23 protein-coding genes are annotated in these 25189 nt (G+C 72.0%); 6 read left to right on the forward strand and 17 right to left on the reverse strand.

Features of this window, described 5'->3' with window-relative positions; translation table 11 throughout:
- Window positions 1-250, reverse strand: a 250-nt coding sequence (locus ACTWQI_RS25560; protein ID WP_443274094.1) for a 3-deoxy-7-phosphoheptulonate synthase, incomplete at its 3' end; no start/stop codon positions are given.
- Between the two features lie 274 nt (window positions 251-524).
- On the opposite strand from ACTWQI_RS25560, the gene ACTWQI_RS25565 reads away from it, so the two are divergent.
- The gene (locus tag ACTWQI_RS25565) at window positions 525-2513 is read left to right on the forward strand and encodes an anthranilate synthase family protein (protein ID WP_443274095.1); all 1989 of its coding nucleotides are present in this window, start codon (window positions 525-527) and stop codon (window positions 2511-2513) included.
- Between the two features lie 136 nt (window positions 2514-2649).
- On the opposite strand, the gene ACTWQI_RS25570 is transcribed toward ACTWQI_RS25565, so the two are convergent.
- The 4 genes from ACTWQI_RS25570 to ACTWQI_RS25585 form a co-directional block, all read right to left on the reverse strand.
- Window positions 2650-3678, reverse strand: a complete 1029-nt coding sequence (locus ACTWQI_RS25570) for a 6-phosphofructokinase (protein ID WP_443274096.1) — start codon at window positions 3676-3678, stop codon at window positions 2650-2652.
- Window positions 3679-3813: 135 nt separating this feature from the next.
- On the reverse strand, window positions 3814-4458 hold the full coding sequence (locus ACTWQI_RS25575; RefSeq protein WP_443274162.1) for a response regulator: 645 nt from the start codon (window positions 4456-4458) through the stop codon (window positions 3814-3816).
- Window positions 4459-4493: 35 nt separating this feature from the next.
- Complete coding sequence (gene macS, locus ACTWQI_RS25580; RefSeq protein ID WP_443274097.1) at window positions 4494-5849, reverse strand: MacS family sensor histidine kinase; 1356 nt, start codon at window positions 5847-5849, stop codon at window positions 4494-4496.
- Window positions 5850-5872: 23 nt separating this feature from the next.
- Window positions 5873-6610 carry a lysophospholipid acyltransferase family protein gene (locus tag ACTWQI_RS25585; protein ID WP_443274163.1) on the reverse strand — a complete coding sequence of 246 codons (738 nt, stop codon included), beginning with the start codon at window positions 6608-6610 and terminating at the stop codon, window positions 5873-5875.
- 181 nt (window positions 6611-6791) lie between these two features.
- Here ACTWQI_RS25585 and ACTWQI_RS25590 point away from each other — a divergent pair, with 181 nt between their 5' ends.
- Window positions 6792-7574: an alpha/beta hydrolase gene (locus ACTWQI_RS25590; protein ID WP_443274098.1), complete on the forward strand. Its 783-nt coding sequence runs from the start codon at window positions 6792-6794 to the stop codon at window positions 7572-7574.
- On the forward strand, window positions 7567-8238 hold the full coding sequence (locus ACTWQI_RS25595) for a hypothetical protein (RefSeq protein WP_443274099.1): 672 nt from the start codon (window positions 7567-7569) through the stop codon (window positions 8236-8238). Before ACTWQI_RS25590 ends, ACTWQI_RS25595 begins: the two co-directional genes overlap by 8 nt.
- A 149-nt stretch (window positions 8239-8387) precedes the next feature.
- On the opposite strand, the gene ACTWQI_RS25600 is transcribed toward ACTWQI_RS25595, so the two are convergent.
- The 6 genes from ACTWQI_RS25600 to ACTWQI_RS25625 form a co-directional block, all read right to left on the reverse strand.
- Complete coding sequence (locus ACTWQI_RS25600) at window positions 8388-9167, reverse strand: endonuclease/exonuclease/phosphatase family protein (protein ID WP_443274100.1); 780 nt, start codon at window positions 9165-9167, stop codon at window positions 8388-8390.
- A gap of 137 nt (window positions 9168-9304) precedes the next feature.
- Window positions 9305-10246, reverse strand: a complete 942-nt coding sequence (locus tag ACTWQI_RS25605; protein ID WP_443274101.1) for an ROK family glucokinase — start codon at window positions 10244-10246, stop codon at window positions 9305-9307.
- Between the two features lie 78 nt (window positions 10247-10324).
- The gene (locus tag ACTWQI_RS25610) at window positions 10325-10867 is read right to left on the reverse strand and encodes a DUF5304 domain-containing protein (RefSeq protein ID WP_443274102.1); all 543 of its coding nucleotides are present in this window, start codon (window positions 10865-10867) and stop codon (window positions 10325-10327) included.
- A gap of 64 nt (window positions 10868-10931) precedes the next feature.
- Window positions 10932-12551: an ArsA family ATPase gene (locus ACTWQI_RS25615; RefSeq protein WP_443274103.1), complete on the reverse strand. Its 1620-nt coding sequence runs from the start codon at window positions 12549-12551 to the stop codon at window positions 10932-10934.
- Between the two features lie 2 nt (window positions 12552-12553).
- The gene (locus tag ACTWQI_RS25620) at window positions 12554-13003 is read right to left on the reverse strand and encodes an SRPBCC family protein (RefSeq protein ID WP_443274104.1); all 450 of its coding nucleotides are present in this window, start codon (window positions 13001-13003) and stop codon (window positions 12554-12556) included.
- A gap of 161 nt (window positions 13004-13164) precedes the next feature.
- Window positions 13165-13926 (reverse strand): metallophosphoesterase family protein, encoded by a 762-nt coding sequence (locus tag ACTWQI_RS25625; protein ID WP_443274105.1) that lies wholly within the window; start codon window positions 13924-13926, stop codon window positions 13165-13167.
- 322 nt (window positions 13927-14248) lie between these two features.
- Here ACTWQI_RS25625 and ACTWQI_RS25630 point away from each other — a divergent pair, with 322 nt between their 5' ends.
- Complete coding sequence (locus ACTWQI_RS25630; RefSeq protein ID WP_443274106.1) at window positions 14249-16045, forward strand: AMP-dependent synthetase/ligase; 1797 nt, start codon at window positions 14249-14251, stop codon at window positions 16043-16045.
- A 120-nt stretch (window positions 16046-16165) separates the two neighbouring features.
- Here the strand turns inward: ACTWQI_RS25630 and ACTWQI_RS25635 are convergent, their stop codons facing one another.
- A complete protein-coding gene (locus tag ACTWQI_RS25635; protein WP_443274107.1) occupies window positions 16166-17308 on the reverse strand; it encodes a glycosyltransferase family 4 protein in 1143 nt (380 codons plus the stop codon).
- A 175-nt stretch (window positions 17309-17483) separates the two neighbouring features.
- On the opposite strand from ACTWQI_RS25635, the gene ACTWQI_RS25640 reads away from it, so the two are divergent.
- Window positions 17484-18770, forward strand: coding sequence for a glycosyltransferase 87 family protein (locus ACTWQI_RS25640; RefSeq protein ID WP_443274164.1), 1287 nt, complete (start codon window positions 17484-17486; stop codon window positions 18768-18770).
- Here ACTWQI_RS25640 and ACTWQI_RS25645 read toward each other — a convergent pair.
- The 5 genes from ACTWQI_RS25645 to ACTWQI_RS25665 form a co-directional block, all read right to left on the reverse strand.
- Window positions 18700-19995: a hypothetical protein gene (locus tag ACTWQI_RS25645; protein WP_443274108.1), complete on the reverse strand. Its 1296-nt coding sequence runs from the start codon at window positions 19993-19995 to the stop codon at window positions 18700-18702. The genes ACTWQI_RS25640 and ACTWQI_RS25645 overlap by 71 nt on opposite strands.
- Before the next feature lie 70 nt (window positions 19996-20065).
- Window positions 20066-21106, reverse strand: coding sequence for an NlpC/P60 family protein (locus ACTWQI_RS25650; RefSeq protein ID WP_443274109.1), 1041 nt, complete (start codon window positions 21104-21106; stop codon window positions 20066-20068).
- 230 nt (window positions 21107-21336) lie between these two features.
- Window positions 21337-22362, reverse strand: a complete 1026-nt coding sequence (locus tag ACTWQI_RS25655) for an NlpC/P60 family protein (protein ID WP_443274110.1) — start codon at window positions 22360-22362, stop codon at window positions 21337-21339.
- A 318-nt stretch (window positions 22363-22680) separates the two neighbouring features.
- Complete coding sequence (locus tag ACTWQI_RS25660; RefSeq protein ID WP_443274165.1) at window positions 22681-24039, reverse strand: NYN domain-containing protein; 1359 nt, start codon at window positions 24037-24039, stop codon at window positions 22681-22683.
- 20 nt (window positions 24040-24059) lie between these two features.
- Window positions 24060-24299, reverse strand: a complete 240-nt coding sequence (locus ACTWQI_RS25665) for a hypothetical protein (RefSeq protein ID WP_443274111.1) — start codon at window positions 24297-24299, stop codon at window positions 24060-24062.
- A gap of 138 nt (window positions 24300-24437) precedes the next feature.
- Between ACTWQI_RS25665 and ACTWQI_RS25670 the strand changes: the two genes are divergently transcribed.
- Entirely contained in the window at window positions 24438-25157 is a 720-nt protein-coding gene (locus tag ACTWQI_RS25670) for a rhomboid family intramembrane serine protease (RefSeq protein WP_443274112.1), read from the forward strand.
- Window positions 25158-25189: the final 32 nt, after the last annotated feature.

Raw genomic sequence — 25189 nt, forward strand, 5'->3', positions numbered from 1 at the left:
GGTCAGCGCCCACGGCGTCGAAGGCCTCGGCACAGTCGCCACCCTGCAACAGGAACGCCTCGCCCATCGCGACGGCTCCCAGACGGGCACGCAGCTGGTCGCACTCGCCCGCGAAAACCAGCGGAGGATACGACTCGAGGTCCGCGATCACATCGCGCAGAGCCCCGGGGTCGGGCCACTCGGGCTGCTGCGCCGCAGGCAGGTCTCGCCAGGTGTTGCCACCGGCGCGGGTGTCAGCGTTCACGGTCACGTCGTCAACATTACGGGGTCTTGTCCGGCACTCGGACCGCGGCCCACAAGATGAGACAGCGGACACAGCGACCGGGATGTCCGTTAGGGTTCACGGCATGTTCGCGCACCCGACCATGGACTGGTGGTGGACCGCTTCTCCGGCGGCCCACTGACTGCGCGCACTCCCACACCGACGCGAAGGCCGCCCGAGGGGCGGCCTTCGGCGTATCCGCAGGGCCGTTCCTCCGACTCCGATCGACGATCCGAGATCTGCCCTCCGGAAGGAACACCTCATGCATCGCGACTCCGCGCAGCTCCCCCAGAGCTTCTCCCCCAGCTACCGCTGGGAGGTGCCCCCGGGGAGGGACCCGCACATCCCCGCCCTGCTGCGGCGACTGACCGCCGACGACGCCCCGCCCTTCGCCCTGCTCCACCGCCGCACCCCCGGCCGCCACGCGGACGTCGTCGACGTGCTGATCGGCACCACCCGGGACGTGGCGCGGCTGGCGGACATTCCGCTGCCGGCGGGCGCGCCGGGCGAAGCCGTGCCGGACGCGCTCGCGCTGGTGCCGTTCCGGCAGATCCGCGAGCGCGGATTCGAGGTCCGCGACGACGGCACGCCGCTGACCGTCCTCCTGCCGGACGAGGCGTACGAGCTGCCGTCGGAGGCCGTACGGGAGGCGCTGCCCCGGCATGACGTGCGCGTCGAGGGCGGCGCCTTCGACATCCCGGACGAGGAGTACGCCGGCATCGTCCGGCGCGTGGTCGAGGACGAGATCGGGCAGGGCGAGGGCGCGAACTTCGTCATCCGGCGGACGTATCGGGGCGAGATCCCCGGGTACGGCCGGGCGGACGCGCTGGTGCTCTTCCGGCGGCTGCTGGCAGGCGAGCGGGGGGCGTACTGGACGTACGTGGTGCACACCGGCGCCCGGACGCTCGTGGGAGCCAGCCCGGAGGTGCACGTCCGGATGTCGGGCGGGACCGTGGTGATGAACCCGATCAGCGGCACCTACCGGTACCCCGACGAGGGTCCCGGCGTCGAGGACCTGCTGGCGTTCCTCCGCGACCCGAAGGAGACGGAGGAGCTGTCCATGGTCGTCGACGAGGAGCTCAAGATGATGTGCACCGTCGGGGACCAGGGAGGGGTCGTCGTCGGCCCGCGACTGAAGGAGATGGCGCACCTCGCGCACACCGAGTACGAGCTACGCGGACGCAGTTCCCTGGACGTGCGGGAGGTCCTCAGGGAGACGATGTTCGCGGCCACCGTGACCGGGAGCCCGGTGCAGAACGCCTGCCGGGTCATCGAGCGCCATGAGTCCGTCGGGCGGGACGGAGTCGGCCGTGGCTACTACGCGGGCGCACTGGCCCTCATCGGGCGGGACGCGGGCGGCGCACAGACCCTCGACTCACCGATCCTCATCAGGACCGCCGACATCGACGCGGGCGGGCGGCTGCGCCTGCCCGTCGGCGCCACGCTGGTCCGGCGCTCCGATCCGTACGGCGAGGTCGCGGAGACGCACGCCAAGGCGGCGGGCGTGCTCACCGCGCTCGGGGTACGGCCCGGACGAGTGCCCGAGGCGGACGGCGAGCGGCCGCGGCTGGCGGACGATCCGCGGGTGCGTGCCGCGCTGGACGCCCGCCGGGCGGATCTCGCCCCGTTCTGGCTGCGGATGCAGCAGCGGTCGGCCGCGATGGACGGACACGCTCTGGTGGTGGACGGTGAGGACACGTTCACGGCGATGCTTGCGCACCTGCTGCGCTCCTCCGGCCTGGAGGTCACTGTGCGGCGCTACGACGAGCCGGGGCTGCGGGAGGCGGCGCTGTCGCACCCCGGTCCCGTGGTCCTCGGGCCGGGCCCCGGCGACCCGGGAGACACCGCGGACCCGAAGATGCGCTTCCTTCGGGAACTGGCGGCAGCGCTGCTGCGCGACCACCGACATGGGGTGCTCGGCGTGTGCCTTGGCCACGAGCTGATCGCAGCCGAGCTGGGCCTGGAGATCGTCCGCAAGAGCGCTCCCGCTCAGGGTGCGCAGGAGCGCATCGACTTCTTCGGACGGCCCGAAGTGGTGGGCTTCTACAACACGTTCACCGCGCGCTGCGACGCGGCGGCGGAGGCGGAGCTCGCCATGCACCGGGTGGAGCTGAGCCGCGACCCGGCCACCGGGGATGTGCACGCGCTGCGCGGACCGGGGTTCGCCGGCGTCCAGTTCCACCCGGAGTCGGTGCTCACGCTCGACGGCGCCGCCATCACCGCCACGCTGCTTGCGAAGGTGCTCGTGTAGCCACACGGCGCCCGGCCCCGCGCTCCGCGCCGGGACTTCCCACCCGCCAGCCCTGTGAAGGGGAAGCGGGTGGGAAGCGAGCAGCGCCGCAGGCGCTGGTCAGGTCACGCAGGCGGGCGAGGATGGCGGACTCGCGTCAGCCGAAGAAGACGCCCACCTCTTCGTACAGCTTCGGGTCGACTGTCTTGAGCTTCGCGGTCGCCTCGGCGATCGGGACCCGGACGATGTCCGTGCCGCGCAGGGCGACCATCTTCCCGAAGTCCTCATCGCGCACGGCGTCGATGGCGTGCAGTCCGAAGCGGGTGGCGAGCCAGCGGTCGAAGGCGCTCGGTGTGCCGCCGCGCTGCACATGGCCGAGCACCGTCGTACGGGCCTCCTTCCCGGTGCGGCTCTCGATCTGCTTGGCGAGCCACTCGCCGATGCCGGAGAGCCGGACGTGTCCGAAGGAGTCCAGGGTGCCGTCCTTGAGGACCATGTCGCCGTCCTGGGGCATGGCACCCTCGGCGATCACCACGATCGGCGCGTATCGGATCTTGAAGCGGGACTCGACCCAGGCGCACACCTCGTCGAGGTCGAAGCGCTGCTCGGGGATGAGGATGGCGTTGGCGCCGCCCGCCAGCCCCGAGTGAAGGGCGATCCAGCCCGCGTGACGGCCCATCACCTCCACCACGAGCACCCGCATATGGGACTCGGCCGTGGTGTGGAGGCGGTCGATGGCCTCGGTCGCGATGTTGACGGCGGTGTCGAAGCCGAAGGTGTAATCGGTAGCGGACAGATCGTTGTCGATGGTCTTGGGGACGCCGACGCACCGGATGCCGTACTCGTCGGCCAGGCGCGCCGCGACCCCCAGGGTGTCCTCGCCACCGATCGCGATCAGCGCCCCGACGTCGTACTTGGCAAGGTTGTCCTTGATCCGGCGGATGCCGTTCTCCTCTTTGAGAGGGTTGGTGCGCGACGATCCGAGAATCGTGCCGCCGCGGGGCAGGATGCCGCGCACGGCCGGGATGTCCAGCTGGACGGTGTCGCCTTCGAGCGGCCCGCGCCAGCCGTCCCGGAAGCCGAGGAAGTCGTAGCCGTACTCCTGCACGCCCTTGCGGACGACACCGCGGATGACCGCGTTGAGCCCGGGGCAGTCGCCGCCACCGGTCAGTACTCCGACCCGCATGGGATCTTCCCTTCTCCTGTATGACCTGAGTTCCGGCTCACGCTAGCGGTGATCCAGTTCACAGGGGATGGGGTATGGCCTGATTCCGAGGAATTCGATGGAAGCGCTCGGTGTGATCTTCACTCGGGCGAGCGGCTACGCGTCGTCCAGCCCCCGCTCGATCGCGTAACGCACCAGCTCAACGCGGTTGTGCAGCTGCAGCTTGCCTAGGGTGTTCTGGACGTGGTTCTGGACCGTGCGGTGGGAGATCACCAGGCGCTCGGCGATCTGCTTGTACGAGAGCCCCTTGGCCACCAGCCGCAGCACCTCGGTCTCCCGATCGGTGAGACGGGGGGCGTCCGGCTCATCTGCCGCGGCCGAATCCGGGTCCGCGGCCAGTCGCCGGTACTCGCCCAGGACCAGACCCGCCAGTCCGGGCGTGAAGACGGGGTCGCCGACGGCCGTCCGGCGCACCGCGTCGAGCAGCTCCGAGGTGCTGGCCGACTTCAGCAGATAGCCCGTGGCTCCGGACTTCACCGCCTCCAGGACGTCCGCGTGCTCGCCGCTCGCGGAGAGGACCAGGACGCGCAGTGCGGGGTTGGAGCCGACGAGCTCCTTGCAGACCTGCACACCGGGCAAACCGGGCAAATTGAGGTCGAGGACCAGCACATCAGGGTCCGCGGCCCTGGCCCGGCGGACCGCCTGCGGGCCGTCCCCGGCGGTCGCCACCACGTCGAACCCGGCCGCAGCCAGGTCGCGGGCGACCGCGTCCCGCCACATCGGATGGTCGTCGACCACCATGACCTTCAGCTTCGCCTCGTCCACCGGTTCGTCGCTCACCGTTGCCCCCCATTCCCTCGCGATGCCTTGGGAATCCTCAGCTCGACCTCCGTGCCCTGCCCGGACAGCGACAGCAGCTCCGCGCTGCCGCCGAGGTCCCGCAGCCTGCCGCGGATCGAGAGCGCGACGCCGAGGCGCCCCTCGCGCTCGGCGGCCGCCAGCCGGCCCTCCGGGATACCCGGGCCGTCGTCCCGAACGGTCACGATCACCGCGTCCGGCTCGTCCTCCAGCAGAATCCACGCCTGCGCGCCCGCGCCCGCGTGCTTGCGCACATTGTCCAGGGCGGCACCGACAGCGGCGGCCAGCTCCCCCGCCGCCCCGGCCTCCAGGAGCACCGGTGCCCCCGGCTCCGCGAAGGACACCCGCGCACCGGCGTACGGGGCGAGCAGTGCGCGCAGGTCGCAGGGCTCGCCGCCCGGCACCCCCCCGTCCGGCACGCGCGCGTGCACCGCCTCCGGTGCGGACCGGGGGCCGTCGTCCCCGCCCTCCGGCGGCCAGCAGCCCTCCGCTCTCGGAGAGCCCGTCGGCGCCACGGAGACGGCGACGGAACCTACGTCCGCGCGGGCGGAGTCGCCGGAGTCCGCGTCGGAGGACGTACGGGCCGCGGGGACCAGACCGCCGGCGACCAGGGTGCGGAGCGCCACCTCCTGCTCCCCCGCCATCCGCCCCAGCTCCGCCGCCTCGCCACCGATCTCGGTACCGCGCCGCTGCACCATGGCCAGCACCTGGAGCACGCTGTCGTGGATGTCGCGGGCCAGCCGCTCCCGCTCGCGGGTCGCCGCCTCGATCCGGAAGGCGCGGGCGAGCGTGCGCTCACTGGCGCGGGCCACCTCCACGACATAGCCGATCGCGACGCTCGCCACCCACACGAGGATCACGTTGTGCACGGTCTCCCGGGCGAAGCTGCCGCGCTCGACGACGTTGGCGACCGCGACGAGCGCAGACGCCATCGCCGCCCAGCGCCAGCCGCCCTTGATCGCGAAGCCGAGCACGGCGCCCGCCGTCCAGATCGACGGCAGCGTGTGGGCTCCGGCGAGGATGCGCTCGTGCGTGTCGACGACGCGGGTGAGGAGTATGCCCGCCAGCGCGATGGCGAGGTCGATGGCCAGGAAGCGCCGGGTGCAGCGCTCGGCGGACATCACCTTGTGCCAGGTCAGGCCCATCCACGTGGCCAGCACGGCCATATAGGCCGCAGCGCCGAGGGGATGGGCGTAGTCGTCGTAGGCGAGCGCGAAGAGGACGACGACGTAGCCGAAGGTCAGGATCCGGTAGCCGGTCAGGGCACGCCACAGCGGCAGCTCCACCGACATCCGTATCGCTCTCTCGCGGTTCTCGCGCTTCCGCGGCGCCATGTCCCCACCCCTGACAGATCCGGCTACGCCCCCGCCGACTTCCCCTGCTTCTCCGGTTTCTCCTGCTTCTCGAGCTCCGCCCGGCGCTTCGCGGCCTCTGCGATGTGCCGCTTGGCAGCGGTCGCGTAGATGTCCACGTACTCCTGGCCGGACAGCTTCATGATCTCGTACATCACCTCGTCGGTGACCGAGCGCAGGATGAACCGGTCGCCGTCCATGCCCTTGTAGCGGCTGAAGTCCAGCGGCTTGCCGATACGGATGCCCGGCCGGACCATCTTCGGCACGATCTTCCCGGGCGGCTGGACCTTCTCGGTGTCGATCATCGCAACCGGGATGACCGGGGCTCCGGTCGCGAGCGCCACGCGCGCGAGGCCGCCGGGCTTCCCGCGGTAGAGCCGGCCGTCCGGCGAACGCGTGCCCTCCGGGTAGATGCCGAACAGCTCACCGCGCTCCAGCACCCCGATGCCGCTCTTGATCGCTGCCTCGCCCGCGCCGCGCACGCCCGAGCGGTCCACCGGCAACTGACCGACTCCCTTGAAGAACGCCGCCGTCAGCCTGCCCTTCACACCGGGCGAGGTGAAGTACTCGGCCTTGGCGATGAAGGTGACCTTGCGGTCGAGCACCGCGGGCAGGAAGAAGGAGTCCGAGAACGACAGATGGTTGCTCGCCAGGATCGCTGGCCCCTCCGCGGGCACGTTCTCCAGCCCCTCCACCCACGGCCGGAAGGCGAGCTTCAGCACCCCTCCGACCGACAGCTTCATTGCGCCGTAAAGCAACCGAGGACCTCCTGTGTCTGACGAACAGACCTTAACCTGCTGCCGTGCAGGTCCGGCCCCCGAGCCCCGCGGTCGGATCTACCCGGTGTCGGCCCCGTCGCGTACGGTGAACTCCACACCGCGCGAACACCCCCGCGATCACGTCACGACGAACAGGAGACCTCTGGTGCCGGTCGTCCCCGAAGCCGAGCCGTTCCGCCATGAGGGTGGCGAGGTGGGCGTCCTCCTCTGCCACGGCTTCACCGGTTCCCCGCAGTCCCTGCGCCCCTGGGCCGAGTTCCTGGCAGAGCGCGGGCTGACCGTCTCCCTGCCGCTGCTGCCCGGACACGGCACGCGCTGGCAGGACATGCAGCTCACCGGCTGGCAGGACTGGTACGCCGAAGTGGACCGGGAGCTGCGCGCCCTGAGCGAGCGGTGCGGCCAGGTCTTCGTCTTCGGCCTGTCGATGGGCGGGGCACTGGCGCTGCGGCTGGCCGCCAAGCACGGTGACGCGATCAGCGGCATCGTGGTCGTCAACCCGGCCAACAAGGTGCACGGCCCGGCGGCGTGGACCCTGCCGGTCACGAGGTTCCTGCTGCGCTCGACGAAGGGCTTGACGAACGACATCATCAAGACCGGCGTGGCCGAGATCGGCTACGACCGGGTGCCGCTGCACGCGGCGCACTCGCTGCGCCAGTTCCTACGGCTGCTCGACGCCGAACTCCCGCAGGTCACGCAGCCGATGCTGCTGCTGCACAGTGCGGTCGACCATGTGGTGCCGCCGGCCGACTCAGCCCGGATCCTGAGCCGGGTCTCGTCGACCGACGTCACCGAGACGGTGCTGGAGCGCAGCTATCACGTGGCGACGCTCGACCATGACGCCGAGCGGATCTTCCAGGACTCGTACGACTTCATCGGTCGGCTCGCCCCGAGCGTGGGAAAGGAAGGGACGGCGACGACCGGTGGCTGAGCGCGACACCGGTCCCGGCCGCGAGGACGGCCGCGACCCGGTCGACGAGGACGCCGCGTGGGCGGCGATCGTGGCCGCGTACGGCGCGGAGCCCGCGGATCCGGAGCTGTCCATGAACGGGGACGGGACCGGGGAGGGCGACCGGAAGCAGGGTGCCGAGGAGGACGGGCCGGAGGCCGGGACGCGATCCGAACGCGCGGACGAGCCCGGGGACTCCGGAGACTCCGCGGACTCCGGCGACGAGTCCGAGGCGGGCCCCGACGATCCGGGTGAGCCCACCACGGGCACGGGCGAGGGCGGCGGCCCGGCAGGCCCCCCGCTCGGCTCGAGCGTGATGGTGTTCTCGGCGGGAATCGGCCCGCGTGACTGGTCGGGGCCCGAGCCGGCGGAGGACGACTTCGACGAGGACGACGAGGGGCACTTCGTACCCCCTGAACCACCGCCGCTGCCCGAGGCCGACACCACGGCGAAGTTCGCCTGGCTCGCGGTCGTCGGCGGCCCGCTGCTGCTCCTCCTCACGGTGGTGCTGCAGTGGGACATGACGTGGTGGATCGCCACGCTGGGCATCGGTGGCTTCCTCGGCGGCTTCGCGACCCTCGTCCTGCGGATGAAGGACTCCGATGACGACGAGTACGACGACCCGGGGCGCGGCGCGGTCGTCTGAATCACCACCTCTCGCCAGGCCACCGAACCGCCGCCCTGGCGCGCTCGGAATGCGAGGCGTGCCGTGGACCGCGGCTCGGTCGGCGCCCCGGGCGGGCAGGGGCAACGGCCCTTGACAGAGGGCCGGGGACTCGGCGGTAGGGCGGGACCTCAGGAGAGGGCGGGGATCCTCAGGGCGGCCAGGACCGGGAGGTGATCCGTGGCCGATCTCAGGTTGGCTTCCGTGATGCCGGACAGACCGCGCGGCACGCCGCAGCCGAGCACCTCGATGCCGCGCGTCGCGAAGACGGCGTCGATGCGCTGTGGCGGGTCGCCGGGCCGCGTGGTGTGCTCGTCCCCCCACGGCCCCACGGCCCAGCCGTCCTGCAGCTCGGCGGCGAGCCTGCGGAACGTACGGCCGTCGGGCCGGTCGTTGAGGTCCCCCGCGACGATCGCGTGCGGCACGTCCAGCTCCGCCAGACGGTCGAGGAGGAGCCCGCCCTGCGCGTAGCGCTCCTCCGCGTGCATGCTCAGGTGACAGCTGAGGACACCGAGCCGGGCGCCCCCGATCCGTACCACGGCGGTCGCGAAGCCGCGTTGATGGAGGCCGGGCGTGCGGGGCAGAAGGGTGTCCTCGGCACGCTCCACATGAGCACGCAGCGAGGCGAGGATCATCGGTCCTGCGGCGGTCGCGCCGCCGGTGACGTACAGCAGGCCGGTCGCGCTCGCCAGCCGCGCCGCGTGCTTGCGCCACCGGAAGAACCGCGGGGCCTCCTGGACGCAGACGAGGTCGGGTGCACAGGCCCGGATCACTCGGGCGAGGGCCGCCCGATTGTCGCGCATCGAGCGGATGTTGTAGCTGAGTACGCGGATGACGGCGGCGCCGTCGGGCTCGGTTCGCGAGGCGGGGAGATCGGGCAGGCTCTGCCCCGCGGTACGCGGATGGCTCATACCACCTCCAGTCCGGTGAGCGGCGGTTCACACCCGCCCCCAGCTACCGCTGGGGGCACCTCCTGGGGGTACCCCCAGGCGAAGCTCTGGGGGAGGTAGCTGGGGGAGGGTGACTACGGCGCGCGTGACTGGTCCGGCTAGCCCTGACGGGCCAGGTCGGCGGCGCCCACCAGGCCGGCCTTGCCACCGAGCTGAGCGGCGAGGACCTGGGCGTGCGGCCGGTACTGGCCACCGACCAGCCAACGGCGGAAGGACTTGCGGATCGGGTCCAGCACGAGGTCGCCCTCGTCGGAGACCCCGCCGCCGACGATGAACGCCGACGGGTCGAAGAGGGACGCCAGGTCGGCCAGGCCGGCCCCGGCCCAGCGGGCGAGCTCCCGGAAGGAGTCGATGGCCACCGGGTCGCCCTGGCGGGCGGCCTCGCTCACATGCTTGCCCTCGATTCCGGCGGGCGTGCCGTCACCGAGGCCGAGCAGGATCGTGGCGTTCTCGGGGGTCGCCTGGGCGCGCTGCTTCGCGTAGCGGACGAGGGCGCGCCCGGAGGCGTACTGCTCCCAGCAGCCCTGGCTGCCGCAGCCGCACAGCAGGCCGTCGGGGACGACCCGGATGTGGCCGAACTCGCCGGCCACACCGAAGCGACCGCGCCGCAGCTTGTTGCCGATGATGATGCCGCCGCCGAGGCCGGTGCCGAGGGTGATGCAGATGACGTCTTCGTGGCCCTGCCCGGCGCCGAACCGGTACTCGCCCCACGCGGCGGCGTTGGCGTCGTTCTCGACGACGACCGGGAGGCCCACGCGCTGCTCGACCTTGTCCTTCAGCGCCTCGTGCCGCCAGTTGATGTTGGGGGCGAAGAGTACGGTGGCGCGCTTGTCGTCCACGTAACCGGCGGCTCCGATGCCGACCGCCTCGACCTCGTGGTCCGCGCTGACGGTGCGCACCGCGTCCGCGATCGCGTCGACGACTCCTTCGGCCGTGGGCGGAGTCGATACCTTGCACGTCTCGAGAATCGAGCCCTCTTCGTCGACCACGCCGGCCGCGATCTTCGTGCCGCCGATGTCGACGCCGATGGTGAGTCCCATGTGTCCCTCAGTTACTCGGTCGATCCCCGCCGCGACCAACCGTACCGGAGCGGCGCCCGGCCGAGGGGGGTCGGAGGATCAGTCGAGGTCGATGCGCTCGGTGCCGGAGGGGCCGTCCGGATCTTCAGGGCTTTGCGGGCCGTCCGGGCCGTCCGGGCTGTCTGGACTGTCTGGACTATCCGGGCCTTTTCGGGCTTCCGGGCCCTGAGCGCCTCGGGCTCCCTGGGAACCGGCGTCCCCGCGGGTCCAGCGGCGCTCCTGGCCCTCGACGGCGGCCCGGTAGGCGGCGAGCAGCTCGGAACCGGCGGCGGCGAGATGGCCGAAGACCTCGGGATTGCGTTCTACGACGGGCTCGACAGCGGCCTTCGCCTGGGCGATCAGCTGCTGCACGGCGCCCGCCGCGGCACTGCCGCCGAGCGGCGCCTGGAGGGCGGAGAGCTTCTCGGCGACGGCGTCGGCCAGCTTGCGCAGCTCCTCGGCGGCCGTGCCTGGCTGCGCACCCTGCTGCCCGCGACGGCGGGCCCGCTCGGCCGCGAGGTCCTCGGCACAGGCCTTCGCCCATGCGTCGGCCTCGGCCGCGTCGGAGGGTTCGGCTGCGGGACGCTCAGTGGCATCGCTCATGGCGGGCTCCTGCGAGGAGTGCTTCGGAGGGCAATTCGACGTTACCCGAATGGGTGCGCCGCGTTCACGCGCCGGAAGGCTCGGAAGGCGGGGTCGACGGACGCGGCCAGAGGCCGGGATCGGGGACGAATCTGATCTTGAGTTCGCCGTCGGCGAGGCTCGCGCCCGCGACCGAACAGCGGCGCAGCGCCGACGGCAGCGGCAGGATCCGGCGGAACGGCCCGACGCCGAGGACGAGTTCGTCTCCGCGCCGTACGAGGTCGACCTCTCCGCGCTCGGCACCGGGCAACGGGATCCGCCAGACGAGCATGCCCTCGTCGGCGCGGCGGTCCTCGACCCTCCGGGGATCGTCCCGCGGGCCGTCGGGCCGGTCCAACCCGTCGGCCAGCCCGTCGGCCAGCGCGTCGCGTTCGGCCGGCCCGACGGTGCCGTTGCGGTCGCCGCCACCGTCGCCACCGCCATCGCCAAGCCTGGTGGATTCGGCGCGCCCGATCAGCTCGGCGAGGTCGTCGAGTCCGTACGCCTGGTGGCCGAGATGCGGCAGCTCGCAGACCGCGTGCGCGGTGGCGACCTCGTCGTGCAGCGTCTTCACCGCGGTCTGCTGCCGACCGGACAGGGCGGCGAGCCATGGGTCGGTGGAGCCAGTGGGCAGCACCTTGTTGGCCACGACGGCGTCGATGGGGAGGCCGTACAGGGCGGCGCCGACGCGGGCGGCGCGCAGCGTCTCGGATCCGGCCGGTCCGGGCTCGACGACGACCCGGAGCGTGGTCGCATGCGAATCCAGCACGGCCTGTGCGGCGGCGAGTTCGCGGTCGAGGCGGTCCGTCATGTCGTACAGCCACTGTGCGGGCGCCGGAACCCCGGCGAACTGTGCGAGCAGCGGGCGCAGCGCCCGCGCGGCCTGCCGCTCGGGCGGCAGCAGCCGCCGCAGGCAGCGCCGCAGCTCCTCCGGCAGACCGAGTACGGCCAGTGCTTCCGGTACCGGCTGCATGTCGACGACCACGAGGTCCCACCCGGCGCGCGCGGCCCCGCCCGCGGCGGGGAGGCCCGTAGGGCCTGTCCCAGCCGAGGCGCCATGGCCAACGGCCGCCCCCTCAGGGCGGTCGGTGATCGTTGCGAGGTCGTGGAGCGCTTGCAGGGCGCGGATGAGGGCGAGTTGGGGGGCGCCGGGGAGTTCGGTGATCTCCTCGCGGTCCAATGGGGTCGCGCCGAGCAGGTCCAGGACGGCAGAGCTGCGCTCCTGCAGGGCCAGCAGTTCGGTGCGGACGTGTTCGCCGGCGTCGAGGCGAGCGGCCCACAGGCCTGGGGCTGCCTGGACCGGCACGGTCCAGGGCACGGGCCTTGCGGCGTCAGAGGCTTCCCTCTGCGCCTGGCTCCCGACAGGCGCAGAGGGAAGCCCCGACGCGGACCCGGACGCGGCCGTCTGCACTGGAGCGGGCGCCTCCGCGGCAGCGGCGTGCATCGCGGCAGCGGACGTCTCCTCCCCGGAGGCGGGCGGCGGTCCAGCCGCGTCAGCGGCGCGGCGTGCGAGGCCGGGGATGCCCGGCATCGCGCCCGGCGTCGCCAGCCGGTCGGTGGTGAGCAGCAGCACGCGGCGGCCCCGGCGAGCCGCTGCGAGGGCGGTCGCCGCCGCGACCGTGGTGCGGCCGGCGCCGCCCGCGCCGGTGACCAGAACCGTACGCACGCTCAGGCCTGAGCCGCGCTCTCGACCCGCTTCTTCAGCCCCGCGAGAGCCCGGTCGATGATGACCTTCTCCGCCTTGCGCTTGATCATGCCGAGCATCGGGATCTTGACGTCCACCGTCAGCTGGTACGTGACCTCGGTGCGCGTGCCGTCCGCCAGCGGCGCCAGGCTGTACGAGCCGTCGAGAGCCCGCAGCATCTGCGACTTGACCAGCGACCAACTCACCTCGTTGGGGCCGGTCCAGGTGTAGGACAGGGTGTGATCGTCCTTGATCGCACCGGCGTCGAGCAGCAGCCGGACCTGCTCGGCCCGCCCCTGCTCGTCCTTGGCCAGGACCTCGGCCTCCTTCACCTCGCCCGTCCACTCGGGGTAGCGGTCGAAGTCGGCGATCACCGCCATGACCTCGGAAGGTGCCGCGTCGATCGTGATGCTCGAGCTAGTGTGTTCCGCCATCGCCGTGGCTCCTCCACTACGGTTCCGGTCCGCGGCCTGTGTGCCTGCCGCTGAAGGCTACCGCGCACAGGTCGGAGGGCCGATGCCCGGTCCGCCCGGTGCGCGACGTCCCTTCCACGGCCCGCTCCGTACGGCGGCGGTCCGCCCGACGCCTCCAGGGGTCACCACTCCAGGGCGTACGGCCTGCCGGTCGCCGCGAAATGGCCGACGTTGACGCACTCGGTGGCCCCGATCCGCATCCGGCGGGCCAGCGGCTGGTGGACATGTCCGAAGAGCGCGTAGCGAGGCCGCGTGGTGCGGATCGCGTCGAGCAGCGCGGAGCTGCCGCGTTCAAAGCGGCGGGCGACCGTGTCGTAGCAGAGCTCGGCGACGTCGGGCGGAATGTGCGAGCAGAGCACGTCCACCTCGCCCAGGGCCGCGATCTTCTCCGCGTACGTCTCGTCATCGATCTCGTACGGCGACCGCATGGGCGAGCGCAGTCCGCCGCCGACGAAGCCGAAGACCCGGCCCCCGATCTCCACCCGCTCGCCGTCCAGGACGGTCGTGCCGGGCCCGGCGTACTCGGGCCAGAGGTGTGGAATGTCCACGTTTCCATAGGTGGCGTACGTCGGCTGCGGGAATGCGGCGAAGAGCTCCGCGTACTGCTTGCGGACGGCGCCCTCGATGGCGGCCGTGCGGTCGAGCCCGTCCCACAGCCGGGCGCCGAACTCACGGGCCTCCTCGAAGCGACGGGCGGCGCGCAGTTCCACGATCCGGTCGGCGTTCTCGACGCCGAAGAGGTCGGGGAAGATGCCCCGCGAGTGGTCGGCGTAGTCGAGGAAGAGCACCAGGTCACCGAGGCAGATCAGGGCATCGGCCCCATCGCCCGCCCGGGCGAGGTCGCGGCTGTTGCCGTGCACGTCGCTCACCACATGGACTCGCATGGCTCCTGACCCTACGCCGTCTCACGGACCCCGGGGAACCGGCCTCACCTGCGGTTACTTCCGCGTCACCAGGCGCCTGGGCTACTCTGTGCGCGCTGCGCGTCGAGGCACCTCCGGGGCCACCCCCAGAGGCAGCTGGGGGAGTCGACCAGCGGCGCTCCCCGCGGTATGTGACGCATGAAACATCTGACCGCAGCCCCTACCGGGAACGCCGTACCGGTCGGTAACGTCCGGGCAGTCCACCCCCACTCTGCCTGATCATGGACCGCAGTCGGCAAACACACAACGACGTGGCGCCGGCGCCCTAAGAGGAGCAGCAGTCTTGCGCGAGTTCAGCCTTCCGGCCCTGTACGAGGTCCCCGCGGACGGTAATCTGACGGATCTCATCCGCCGGAATGCCTCGCTCCACCCCGACGTGCCGGTCATCGCCCGTAAGCGCAACGGCGGCTGGGAGGACGTGACCGCCGCCGCCTTCCTCTCCGAGGTCCGCGCGGTCGCCAAGGGCCTCGTCGCCGCCGGGGTCCAACCGGGCGACCGGATCGGCCTGATGTCGCGCACCCGCTACGAGTGGACGCTGCTGGACTTCGCGGTGTGGAGCGCGGGCGCGGTCACCGTGCCGGTGTACGAGACCAGCTCGCCCGAGCAGATCGCCTGGATCCTGGGCGACTCCGGCGCGGTGGGCTGTCTGGCCGAGACCGAGGTCCACGAGGCCGCGATCGAGTCCGTACGCGATCAGCTGCCGGGATTGAAGAACGTCTGGCAGATCGAACGCGACGCCGTCGAGCAGCTGCACAGCAAGGGCGCGGAGATCTCCGACGCGGAGGTCGACGAGCGCTCCGGGCTGGCCTGCGCCGACTCCCCCGCGACGATCGTCTACACCTCGGGCACCACCGGTCGCCCCAAGGGCTGCGTGCTGACCCACCGCAACTTCTTCGCCGAGTGCGGCAATGTGGTCGAACGGCTGCGCCCGCTGTTCCGCACCGGCGACTCCTCCGTGCTGCTCTTCCTCCCCGTCGCGCACGTCTTCGGCCGGCTGGTCGAGGTCGCCTGCGTTCTGGCGCCGATCAAGCTCGGGCACGTAGCCGACATCAAGAACCTCACCGACGAACTCGGCTCCTTCCGGCCGACGATGGTGCTGGGCGTGCCCCGGGTCTTCGAGAAGGTCTACAACTCGGCGCGCGCCAAGGCCCAGGCAGACGGCAAGGGCAAGATCTTCGACAAGGCCGCGGACACCGCGATCGCGTACAGCCGCGCGCTGGACACCCCCTCCGGTCCTTCGCTGCGCCTGAAGTTCCAGCACAAGGTCTTCGACCGGCTGGTCTACAGCAAGCTGCGGGCGGTGCTCGGCGGCAGGGCGACCCACGCGATCTCCGGCGGCGCGCCGCTCGGCGAGCGGCTGGGCCACTTCTACCGCGGCATCGGCTTCACCGTCCTGGAGGGCTACGGCCTGACGGAGTCGTGCGCGGCGACCGCCTTCAACCCGTGGGACCGCCAGAAGATCGGCACCGTGGGCCAGCCGCTGCCGGGCTCGGTGGTGCGGATCGCCGACGACGGCGAGGTGCTGCTGCACGGCGAGCATGTCTTCGCGGGCTACTGGAACAACGAGGCCGCGACCGCCGAGGCGCTGTCGGACGGCTGGTTCCACACCGGTGACATCGGCACCCTCGACGAGGACGGCTACCTGGCGATCACCGGCCGGAAGAAGGAGATCCTCGTCACGGCGGGCGGCAAGAACGTCGCCCCGGCGGTGATCGAGGACCGCATCCGGGCCCACGCGCTGATCGCCGAGTGCATGGTCGTCGGCGACGGGCGGCCCTTCGTGGGTGCGCTGATCACCCTGGACGAGGAGTTCCTGCCGCGCTGGGCGGCGGAGCACGGCAAGCCGGCCGGTGTCACGGCCGCGGACCTGCGGACCGACCCCGATCTGCTGGCCACGGTGCAGCAGGCGGTGGATGACGGCAACGCCGCGGTGTCCAAAGCGGAGTCGGTACGCAAGTTCCGCGTTCTGCCCGCCCAGTTCACCGAGGAGTCCGGGCACGTCACCCCGTCGCTGAAGCTCAAGCGCAATGTGGTGGCCAAGGACTTCGCGGACGAGATCGAGGCGATCTACACGGCGTAGCGCTCGCGCGCGGGGCGCCCTGCAGCCCGCACGCCGGAGGCCTGGGAACCAGTGCGGCGTTCCCGGGCCTCCGGCATGGAGCATGCGCCACGTGGGCCGGGCATCGCCGCAGGGGCCCGGTCAGAGGAGGGCGGTGAGGCGGTCCGCCAGGTGGTCCCAGCGCCAGCGCTCCTCGACCCAGGCACGCCCCCGCTCCCCCATACGGCGGCGCAGCGCGGAATCGTTCAGCAGCGTGACAATCCGCTCGGCGGTCTCCTCCGCCGAGTCCCCGCGCACGACCCACCCCGTCTCGCCGTCGAGCACGGCGTCCGGCGCACCGCCCGAGTCCCCGGCCACCACCGGCAGTCCGGTCGCCGAGGCCTCCAGATAGACGATGCCGAGGCCTTCGACGTCGAGGCCGCCGCGCCGCGTACGGCACGGCATCGCGAAGACGTCCCCCGCGCCGTAGTGGGCCGGCAGCTCTGCTCCCGGTACAGCACCGGTGAAGCGTACTGACCGGGCGACTCCCGTCTCGTCGGCAAGCCGCTCCAGGTCCTTGTGGTACGGGCCGCCGCCGACGATCAGCAGGACGGCGTCCGGAACCGCCGCCACGATCCGCGGCATCGCCCGGATCAGGGTGTCCTGGCCCTTACGGGGTACGAGCCGCGAGACGCAGACGACGACCGGCCGGTCGGCCAGCCCGAGCCGGGCGCGGATCTCGTCACCGCCCGACTCCGGGTGGAAGGTCTTCTCGTCCACCCCCGGCGGCAGTTGCACCATCCGCCCGGCGGCCTGCGGGGTGAGCGCCGCCGCTATCCGGGAGCGGGTGTACTCACCCAGGTACGTGATCGTGTCCGTGTCCTCGCCGATCCTTCGCAGCAGCCGCCGCGAACCGGGCAGTTGCGCCCAGCCCGCCTCGTGCCCGTGCGTCGTCGCGACCAGCCGCCGGCCACCCGCCCTCCGCAGCGCGGGCGCCATCAGAGCGAGCGGGGCCGCGGCCCCGAACCACACCGCGGAGCACCCGTGTTCGCGCAGCAGGGCCACGGCCCGCCGGGTCACCCGCGGGGTGGGCAGCAGCATCGTCGTACGGTCGCGCACGACGGTGAACGGCTGCTCCGCGTCGAAGCGGGCCGTGGCCTCGACGCCTTCCCGGTCGCGCTTCCACGTGGAGGCGTAGACGACCATCTGCGCCGGGTCGAGCCGCAGGGCCATGTTGTGCAGGAAGGTCTGGATGCCGCCGGGCCGGGGCGGGAAGTCGTTGGTCACGATCAGGGTCTTGTCCATGGCGTGCCGACAGTAGCGCGTCCGCCCACATGGCGGCCCACCGCACGGGCCGCATACGCAGCCGCGTCCGTGGGCCTCCCGCGCCACGCCGCCCATGCCTCGTGGCTTCTGCACCCTCGCGCCCGCCATGATGCAACAAACACGGCATACCGCAATGAAATGCGACGAGGTGACCATGTATCACGGCGTCTGGTGGCCTCTCGCCCGGCCGGTGGCGGTCTGGGCGGTCACCCGGACCGTCCTGCTGCTGTGCGTGTTCAAGGTGCTGGTGCTGCCGGGGCCGGACGTCACCGACGACATCTCGCTGATCTACCAGCGCTGGTACGAGGTGCTGCAGGCCGGCACCTTCCCGCTCGACGACGTCGCCTGGCAGTACCCGCCCGCCGCTGCGCTGGCCGTCCTCTCCCCCGGCCTGCTGCCCTTCCTCGACTACCCGTCGGCTTTCTTCCTCCTTGCGTGGCTGGCGGACACGGTCGTCTTTGCACTGCTGTTGCGGACCAGCCGGCGGCCGGGGCGACAGCGCACCGGCGCCTGGGTGTGGGTGGCGGGGGTGCCGCTGCTCGGCCCCACCGCATACGCCCGCTACGACGTGATGGTCACGGCGGTCGCCGTGGCCGCGCTGCTCTCCATGGGGCGCCACCCGCGTTCGGCGGGGGCGCTCGCCGCCGTCGGGGCGCTGCTGAAGGTCTGGCCCGCCCTGCTGCTGGTAGGCACGGAGCGGGGCCGCTCCACGCGCGCGTGCTGGACCACCGCAGCGGCCACCGCGGTCGTACTCGCCCTGCTGCTCACCGCGGCGATGCCGGGTGCCTGGGCCTTCCTCACCTTCCAGCGCGACCGAGGCACCGAGATCGAGTCGCTGGGTTCGCTGTTCTTCCACGTGCTGCGGCACTTCGGCTGGGAGGGCCAGGTGCTGCTCAACTACGGCTCGGTCGAGTTCCTCGGCCCGTACGTCACCGTGGTGAGCCGGCTCTCGCTCGCACTGACGGCCCTCGCCCTGGGCTGGCTGGCCGTGTGGCGCCTGCGGGCCGTGCACCTGCTGCCCGGCACCCCCGGAGACGCGGCCCTCGCGGCGGTGCTGCTGTTCACCACCACCAGCCGCGTGATCAGCCCCCAGTACATGGTCTGGCCGGTCGGCCTCGCCGCGGTGTGTCTGACGCTCCGCGGCAGCCGCCAGGGTCCGTCGGCGGCACTGGTGCTCGCGGCCTGCGCGGTGACCCTGCTGGAGTTCCCGGTCTGGTTCTCCCATGTGCTGGCGAGCGATGTGCTCGGCATCGCGCTGCTGGCGCTGCGCAACGGCCTGCTGGTCGCGGCGACGGTGGTGAGCTGCCGGCGACTCTGGCAGGAGACAGTGAGCGGCCCCCGGCTGGGGCCACCGCCCATGCCGAAGGCGGTTACGAGCCCGGAGTTCCCGCTCCCCCGGGAAGCAGTTCCCGAGCGAGATACGCACGCCACTGCGCCGTGAAGTCGTCCAGGCCGACGCCCAGCACGGCGCGCAGTCCCCGGTCCGCCGCGCCTTCCGGCCGCTGGTCCGCCCCCACCCTGCGGTAGAGCTCTCCGAGCCGGTCCTCGCCCCAGCGTTCGGCGATCATCCGGCAGGCCAGCCAGCTTCCTTCGTACGCCACTCCCGGACGGCCGCCGTCTCCGCCGGAGCCGAAGTCCTCGTTCCTGGGCAGGTGCCGGGGCAGCCGGGCGGCCGCCGCCGCCCGCGTGAGCTCGGGGGCCAGCTCACGAGGCGTACGGCCCGTGGCCCGGTAACCGGCCCAGTCGGCGAAGCCCTCGGACAGCCACATCGGGGTGGCGGCCGAGGTGTGCGCCCGGGTCGCCACATGCGTCACTTCGTGCGTCAGCACCACGCTCCGGCCGAACTCCCCGAGCACGCCGTACGCGTCCGGGTTGATGATCACCCGGTCCGCCGCGGTGTCCCTCGGCGCGCCCGCCTCACCCGTGGTCACGGCCGCCAAGCCCTGGTACGCGTCCTCGGACGCGCCCAGCAGCTCGCCCATCGCGCTCACCGACTCCGGTACGAGCACCAGCACGCGCCGCGCCCAGGTCCCCCGCCAGGCGTCGTTCACGGCGGGCACGGCCAGGTCGGTGTCGCGTGCGATGGCCCGCAGCCGCCGCGGTTCCTGGCCCACGCCGAGGACGAGGCTGTGGCTGCCCCGGGCGACGACGACCTCACCCTGGTCCCAGAGCTGCCGTGCGCGGTGCCGCCGGTCCGGCGACCTGGATTCCTCCGCGGCGACGTACCAGCGGCCGTCCCGCTCGGTGACGGTCAGCCGTTGGAGAGCTGTCACGGGTGCGGCGCCCTGGCCCTCGATGCGATAGCGCAGCAGGACCTCGGCCGCGATGCGCCGCCCCTCGCCGCCTGCGGCGGGTTCGAAACCTCCGGTGCGGGTCAGCCGGTACTCCCAGCCCTTCAGGGGCACATCCGCGAGGTTGTGGAAGACCCGGCGCTGCTGGGCGCGGAAGGCGGTGGCGCTGGGGTCCGCGGCCGCGACGAATCCGTCGGCATCACGCTCCAGCAACGCGGCGGCACGCCGGTCCAGCATGCGCTGGACGGCCCGGTCCGGGTCGTCCCGGGAGGGTGAGCCGCATCCGGCCAGCAGGGCGATGAGGACAAGGAGGGCGAGGAAAAGCGCCGCAACCGGCGCGGCCGTCCACCTCGCTGCGCTCCGCCGATCCGCCACGCCCCCGATCGTACGGGCCGTCCGGGAAGAGCCGAACGACACGTGCGGCCCGTACGGCCCGTACGCGGGGTCAGATGCGCGTCACCGTCCCACCGGGGATCATCCCGATCGGGTCGTAGCGCACCTGCGCGCCGGGGTACGGCGCGTGCACGACCTGCCCGTTGCCCATGTACATCCCGACATGGCTGGCGTCACCCCGGTAGGTCACCAGGTCGCCGGGCCGGGCCTGGTCGATCGGCACCTGCCGGCCTGCGTAGCGCTGCGCCTGGGAGGTGCGGGGGATCCCCACCCCGGCCTGGGCGTACGCCCACTGGGTGAGCCCGGAGCAGTCGAAGCCGCCCGGCCCCGCCATGCCCCAGACGTACGGGACGCCGACGGCCCGCCGGGCGGCCGCCACCGCGGCGGCGGCACGCGGGGACGCGGGCACCTCGCCGGACAGCCAGTCGATGCCCTCGCCGGAGCGGCCGTCACCGCGGGACGCCCTGCCGTACGCCGCGCGCTGCTCGGGGCTCAGGGAGTCCAGCAGCCTGCGGGCGGCGGCCAGCCGACGCTCCACGTTCCGCTTCTGGCGTACGAGTTCGGCGCGAGTGAGCGCGAACTCTGCGACCTTGCTCGCGGCCTCTTCGCGCTGCTGCCGGAGGGAGCGCTGGGCCTCCTGGAGCGCACGGAGCCGACCGGACTGCCGACTGCCGATCCGATCGAGAATGGCCGCCTTGTCGAGGTATCCGTCCGGGTCCTCGGACAGCATCAGGGCGAGTACCGGGTCGATGCCGCCGGAGCGGTACTGGGCGCCGGCGAGGGTGGCGAGGCCGTCGCGCATCCGGTTGACCCGCTCCTGGCCGCGCGCCACCCGGTCCTGGACCTGCTCGACCTGGACCAGCAGCCGGTCGTGGCGCTCGTCGGCGGCGTTGTACTTTTCGGTGGCCCGCTCCGCGTGCTCGTACAGCCGGTCCATCCGCCTCGCGAGGTCGGTCGGCGAGTCCCGCGGGTCGGCGTCGGCGGGTGCGGCGGACAGCGCCGCGGCGGCCGTGGCCGCGGCGGCGGACAGAACGGTCAGGCACGTCGTCCGGTCGAGGCCGGTGGACTGCGCTGGACGGCGATGGGACGCCACTGGAAGCCGCACTCCTTCCGCGATGAGTCCCCGCCGCCCGGGGCGGGCGGAGCTGGGACCGACACTGCGCGGCAGACAGTAGCCGCGCAGACACGGAGCGTTCAAAGACGCCGTCGGGTACGGAATGTGGCGCCCCGCCGGAGATGCAGGTCACCGGCGGGGCGTGGAGTCAGCGGAGGTTGCCGCGATTCGCCCGGATGGGCGGTGTGACCTCCGGTCCGGTACGGACGTCAGACCCGCACGCCGAACTGGAACGGCATGTTGTTGATCGACTCGTAGCGCACCGAGGCACCGGGCTTGGGAGCGTGCAGTATCTGCCCGTTGCCCGCGTAGAAACCGACGTGGTGCAGGTCGCCGTAGAAGAACACCAGGTCGCCCGGGGCGAGCTGGCTCTGGCCGAGCCGGGTGCCGATCTGGGCCTGAGACTCGGAGGTCCTCGGTATGGAGACACCGGCCTGCCGGTACGCCCACGAGGTGAGCCCGGAGCAGTCGAAGGAGTTCGGGCCGGAGCCGCCCCAGACGTACGGCGAACCGATCTTGGACTTCGCGGCGCTGAACGCGGCGGAGGCGCGCTGCGAGGCGGAGGCGTCATTGCCCAGGTTCGCACGGTCGTTGGCGCGGCTCGCACGCGCCGCCTCCGCGGCGGCGAGGGCCGCACGCTCCTTGGCGGTCAGCGTGTTGAGGAGGGCCTGGGCCTTGGAGAGCTTGCCCTGGATCTCCTTCTTCTTGTCGCCGAGCGCTTCGCGGGTGTCGGCGAGCTCGGCGAGTTTCGTGGACGCCTCCTCGCGCTGCTGCTTGAGCGAGCGCTGCTGGTCGGCGATCTTGCCCAGCGCGTCGGCCTGCTTGGTGCTCAGCTGCTCGAGCGCGGACGCCTTGTCGAGGTAGGTGTCCGGGTCCGAGGAGAGCATCAGCTGCACGGAGGGGTCGATGCCCCCGGTGCGGTACTGGGCGGTGGCCATCGAACCAAGCCCGTTGCGGAGCTCGTTGAGCTCGTCCTGCCCGCGGGCCACCTTGTCCTGGAGGGTGTCGACCTGCTTCTCGAGCTTGTCCTGCTTCTCCTTGACCCCGTTGTACTTCTCGGTCGCGTGCTCGGCCTCTTCGTAGAGGGCGTCGACCTTCGCCTTGACCTCTTTCTTGCTCTCCTTGGGGTCGGCCTGCGCGGCCTGGGACGTGAGAGCGACGGCTGCGGCGGCGGTGGCGGTGAGCACGGTCACGCGCGCCCGGCTGGACTGCTTGGGTCGACGGTGGGACGCCACGGGGGCGAGCTCCTTCTTCCTCCAGCCGCCTACCGGGTAAGTGGGGGTTGCGAAACCCCGGCTCCGGGTGGATCGGGCCCTTCCCCGTCAAACCTGGGGAAACCACCACGGACTCGGCGGTACCTCCGCTGCCGTCCCGGATGGACGGTCACCGCGCGAAGGTTCGTGGCCAGACCTTAGTGACCTTCCCGTGATCGGTTCAAATCCTGATGAGAAAAAACTCTGTCACGCACACCATTCTTTACATTCATCACACCGGTAGTGATGAGTACCTGACTCACCGCTGATATCAATTCGGGCATTGAACCCAGGAGTTCCTCAGGTGCGCGAAAGCCGCTTCAGAAGCAGAGCGGACGCCACCGGCCGAGCGCCGGCACGCGCGACGCCGTCGGCCACCTCGCGGTCCGTGGACACCACGACGACCGGACGCCCCGGGGGCTCCGCCCGGACGAGCTGACGGATCAACTCATCGGCGGTTTGTCCCGGTTTGCTGAACAGCACCCGCACCCCGCGCGGTGGTGCGAGCAGCACCGGGGCCGCCAGCTCGGCACCATCGAAGACACACGTCATCTCGGCGCCCGTCTGGGCCGCCAGCACCGCCAGCCCGCCCAGCAGCCGCAGCCGCTGCTTCTCCAGCGGCATCGTCGGATACCCCGTCTTGGTGACGTTGTAGCCGTCCACGACCAGATGAGCCTGCGGCAGCGCGAGCAGCTGGTCCAGCAGTGCCGGATCGGTCTCCGACAGCGCCCGGCTCGCGATGTCCTTCGGCGTCATCCGGCCCGGCTCGACCGCGTCCACGGTGTCCGCCGGGCGCATCGACGCGGGCGGCAGCGCCAGCTCGCGCCGCAGGCCCTGGGCCGCGTCCAGCACCGTGTCGAGCAGCAGCCGCACCCGCATGTCCTCGACGCTGCGGCCCTCGCGCGCGGCCCGTCGGCTCGCCTCCAGCGCCGCCTCCGTCTCTGCCAGTCGCGCCTTCAGCCGCCGGGTCTCGCTCTCCGCCGCGGCCTTCTCCGCCGCCGCGGCGGCCCGTACGGACTCCAGCTCGGCCGCGGCCTTGCGCACCGCCGCCTCCCCGCGCCGTACATCGCTCAGGGAGCTGCGCAGCTTGCGCTGCGCCTTCTCGGCCTCTTTACGGGCCGCCTCCAGCTCCGTGCGGATCCGGTCGCCCTCGGCGCGGGCGGCCGCGCGGGCCTCGGTGAGCTCCTCACGGAGCCGCCGGATCTCGCGCGCCGCGTCCTCGTCGGCCCGCTCCGCCCGGGCGCGCAGCGCCTCCTCACCGGCGGCGGCGACCAGCTTGACCCAGCCGACCGGGCGGAGCACGTACGCCGCGGCGGCCACGTCCAGGGGATCGGCGGCGGCCGGCGGAGAGCCCGACTCCAGGGCCTCGGCCAGCTCGGGCTGGGTCTCGCGCAGCCGCTCAGCGACCCGCTGACGGAACAGGGTGTGGCTCTCCAGCGCGGCGGCCATGGCATTGCCCGCGAACTTGGCCCGCCGGGAGGGAGTGAAGCGGGCGTACTGACGCAGCTGAGGCGGGAGTTCCGCCATCGTCAGACCACCGAAAGCGTCCGCGACGACGGCGATGACCCGGTGTCGCACGCCCTCGGGCAGCGGGTGGTCGAGCACCTCAGCGGCACCAGCAGCCTCGTCGGCCTTGCCGATACCGTCGCTACGCTCCACCACCTTCACCGACTCCTTCGTCAGGCGCTCGCGCCTGGGCGATCGACCAGTTCGATCTGGTCAGCCGCGTTGCACCAGCGGCATCGCACCGATTCGATGGTCTCACTGACCACGTCGCGCTCCTCGATCGTCGGCTCCCCTGCCAGGTCGAGGTGGACGTACTCGACGGCCTTGGTCGTGCGGGTCACGTCGAACCGGGTGAGATTGCCGCACAGGGTGCAGCGCCACCGGGTGTCAGCCGTCGGCTGGGAAACGCCCATCGTGTTCGTCCTTGGATCGCGGGGTGCCTTCTCCGTAACCCTACGGCCTGGCAGGTCCGCGGCGCCGGGGCCGGGCCGCCAACGGAGGCACGGCGAGGCGCAATGAGCAGGTTGATCCCCTTACGCCATGCTCTGCTCATGATCCGCAAGGCTGCCACGGTGAGAGTCACATATGTCCTGATGGGACTGTGCTGCCTGATCTTCGTCGTCGGACCCGCGTCCGGCCTCGACCCGGCGGACGGCACCGGTACGGACCTGCTGGCGGCGCAGGCCGACTACTTCGAGCGCTGGGGGGTGATCCCCCGCGAGCTGTTGTCGGGCTCCCCGCGCTCGCTCCTCACGCCGCTGACCGCACTCTTCGTCCACGGCAGCTGGCTGCATCTGCTGGGCAACCTGCTCTTCCTCCTCGTCTTCGGCGGAATGGTCGAGGAGCGGATGGGCCGGGTGGCGTTCGCGCTGTTCTATCTCACGATCGGCTATCTGGCGCTGGCCGGGTACGCGGTCGCGCACGCCGGATCCGCCAAAAGCCTGGTCGGGGGCTCCGGGGCGATCTCCGGGGTGCTGGGGGCGTTCCTGTTCCTCTTCCCGAAGGCGCGGGTGACCAGCCTCTTCCCCTTTCTGTTCTTTCTCCCGCTGCGGCTTCCCGCCCGGGTGGTGCTGCTCTTCTGGTTCGTGGTCCAGGGGCTGGCGGTGCACGGTGCCAGGCCTCAGCCGGGGGTGGCCTACCTGGCCCACCTCGTCGGCTTCTGCCTCGGCTTCGGCTATGCGTGGCTTCGCTTCCGCGGCGATCGGCAGTCGCGGGGAGCGCCTTCCGTCGAGGGTGGCGGAGCGAGACGGGAAATCGACAGCGGCGCGTAGCGTCTTCCGTTGAGGGTGGTGGTGGGAGACGG

The sequence above is a fragment of the Streptomyces sp. KR80 genome (genome assembly GCF_052245555.1).
Lineage (GTDB): Bacteria > Actinomycetota > Actinomycetes > Streptomycetales > Streptomycetaceae > Streptomyces.